Below are 2,383 nucleotides of genomic sequence, written 5' to 3' on the forward strand. Positions count from 1 at the left end.
AGTGCGACCTGAAAGGCGCACGGTAGAGTGGGAGACTGTTAAAACCTCCCCAGGCAAGTGTCCGTCAGTCTGTGTCCATCCACTCACGGCGTTTGGAGTAATCGGAATGTCGCACAGCGAGAGGAAAAGCCGAAACTGAGTAGGTAGTCACAAACCAAAAAGTAGGCAAGGGCAAGATTAATAGGGACAACGAACAGTGAATTTATCTCATGCTTCGTGACGTCGTAACCCCGAAAAGTGACTGAGACGGGAGATAGGCAACAGGAATAAGGTCATTATGAGCCTTATTCGAGGACACCTAGCCTCGGAGTAAAGATAAAGTCCTAAGTTAATCGCATCTCCATACCGTGTGAAACAGGATAACCCCGATAGGGTCTTTGGACTACTTTCCATGTCCAAAGTAGGGAAATCGTAAGATAACTATCAATTCCTTAGCGGGTGTAGGAAGTCTTCAGAAGCGAATGCCGTCAGAGGGAAACCTTAAAGGAAAGCCAAAAAGAATGGGTATAACTTGACGGATAGGTCAGAAACTAACCTGGAATAACCAACTTGAAAGAGTGCTAACGGAAGACTGGTAAATCTCTTGAAACTCAAAGTAAGAATTCTGAACTCTTAAGAAAAGTTAGATATGACAACCGTCGTAAACGTAATTAAGCAGAACAAAACGGAATGGCATTCTGTCGATTGGCAGAAAACCAATCGTATTGTTAAGAATTTGAGACAGCGAATTTTCAAGGCAACCAAAAATGAAGATTGGAAAACAGTCCGAAATCTGCAACGACTTCTGATGAAGTCAATTAGCAATATACTCCTGGCAGTTAGGAGGTGTACACAACTGAACCAGGGTAAGAAAACTTCAGGGATTGATGGGTTGGTAGTACTCAACCCCTTCAGAAGAGGACAACTGGTGGATACACTTAGTCAATTCATCCCTTGGAAACCACTACCAGCCAAAAGGGTATATATCCCGAAATCCAACGGCAAAAAACGTCCTCTAGGCATTCCATCACTAATTGACCGTTGCTTACAAGCAATGGTCAAAAACTCATTAGAACCATGTTGGGAAGCCCAGTTTGAAAGAAGCAGTTACGGTTTCCGTCCTGGCAGAAGCACCCATGATGCCATAGAAAAGATATTCTGTGGTATCCGCCCAAACGGGAAGAAAAAATGGGTAGTAGATGCTGACATCAAAGGTTGTTTTGACAATATTGACCACGAATTCCTGATGAATATGTTAGGAAACTTCCCTGCTCGAAAGCTGATTTATCAATGGCTGAAATCGGGATACATTGATAAAAACACCTTCAACCCAACGGAATCTGGTACGCCACAAGGCGCACTAATCTCACCGCTTCTTGCTAATATTGCCCTACATGGGATGGAACAGTCTCTAGGTATTAAATACGATAAACGGGGACAAATTATTGGCAACCGCATTGTAATCAGGTACGCAGATGACTTTGTCTGTCTGTGCGAAACACAAGAAGACGCCAAAACAGTGGTCAACCATATAAAAGGATGGCTAGGACAAAGAGGACTTCAACTCAATCGAGAAAAGACTAAAATTGTCCCTATTACCGAAGGCTTTGACTTTCTAGGTTTCAACGTCAGACATTACAAGGACATCAGCCGAAAAACTGGTTACAAATTATTGGTTAAGCCTAGCAGACAAGCAATCAAAGATATAAAACTAAAAATCAAACAGGTCTGGTTAAAATACCAAGCTCAAGATGTTAAGACCATAGTAGCTAAACTCAACCCCATTATCAGGGGATGGGCAAATTACTATAAAGTCGGAGTTTCCCGAAAAGTCTTTGAAGCCTTAGATGCCTGGATGCACAAACGAGCCAGAAGATACGCAAAAAGGATGCACCCAAACAAAAATGATGCCTGGAGGAAGAAAAAATATTTCGGTAGATTCAATCTAGAGAGAAACGACAAATGGGTCTTTGGTGATTTTCACAGTGGGATACACCTGCTTAAATTCACCTGGTTCAAAATCAAACGCCATATACTAGTACCAGGATTATTTAGCCCTGATGACCCTAATCCAGAGGTCAAACAATGGTTTAGAGACAAAAGGAAAAGACAATCCCAGAACTATAAAAGCTCGGTACAAAAGCTGGCAAAGAACCAAAATTTTGTATGTCCAAAGTGTAAAGAATCCCTATTTAATGGAGAAATTTTACACACTCACCATATTATTCCCAAATCTATTGGGGGTAAAGATACATACAAAAACCTACAACTCATCCACCTCTTCTGTCACCAACAAATTCATCACGGTTGACTGTGTGATTTGCTTGAGCCGTATGCTTGGAAACCTTGCAAGTACGGTTCTGAGGGGGGAACGGAGCCGCGAGGCTCCTTACCTACCCGCCTT

The 2,383-nt window shown here is 42.3% G+C and carries 1 protein-coding gene; it reads left to right on the top strand.

The annotated features are described in order from the left end of the window. The first annotated feature begins 628 nt into the window (after positions 1-628). On the top strand, positions 629-2,290 hold the full coding sequence (gene ltrA, locus F6K52_RS35380) for a group II intron reverse transcriptase/maturase (protein ID WP_293089737.1): 1,662 nt from the start codon (positions 629-631) through the stop codon (positions 2,288-2,290). The last annotated feature ends 93 nt before the right edge of the window (positions 2,291-2,383 follow it).

Source organism: Moorena sp. SIO3H5, from assembly GCF_010692395.1.
Classification (GTDB): domain Bacteria; phylum Cyanobacteriota; class Cyanobacteriia; order Cyanobacteriales; family Coleofasciculaceae; genus Moorena.

Bases quoted from the DNA above. Each gene is read 5' to 3' on its own strand.
- ltrA (WP_293089737.1), top strand. From the start codon at position 629: ATGACAACCGTCGTAAACGTAATTAAGCAGAACAAAACGGAATGGCAT.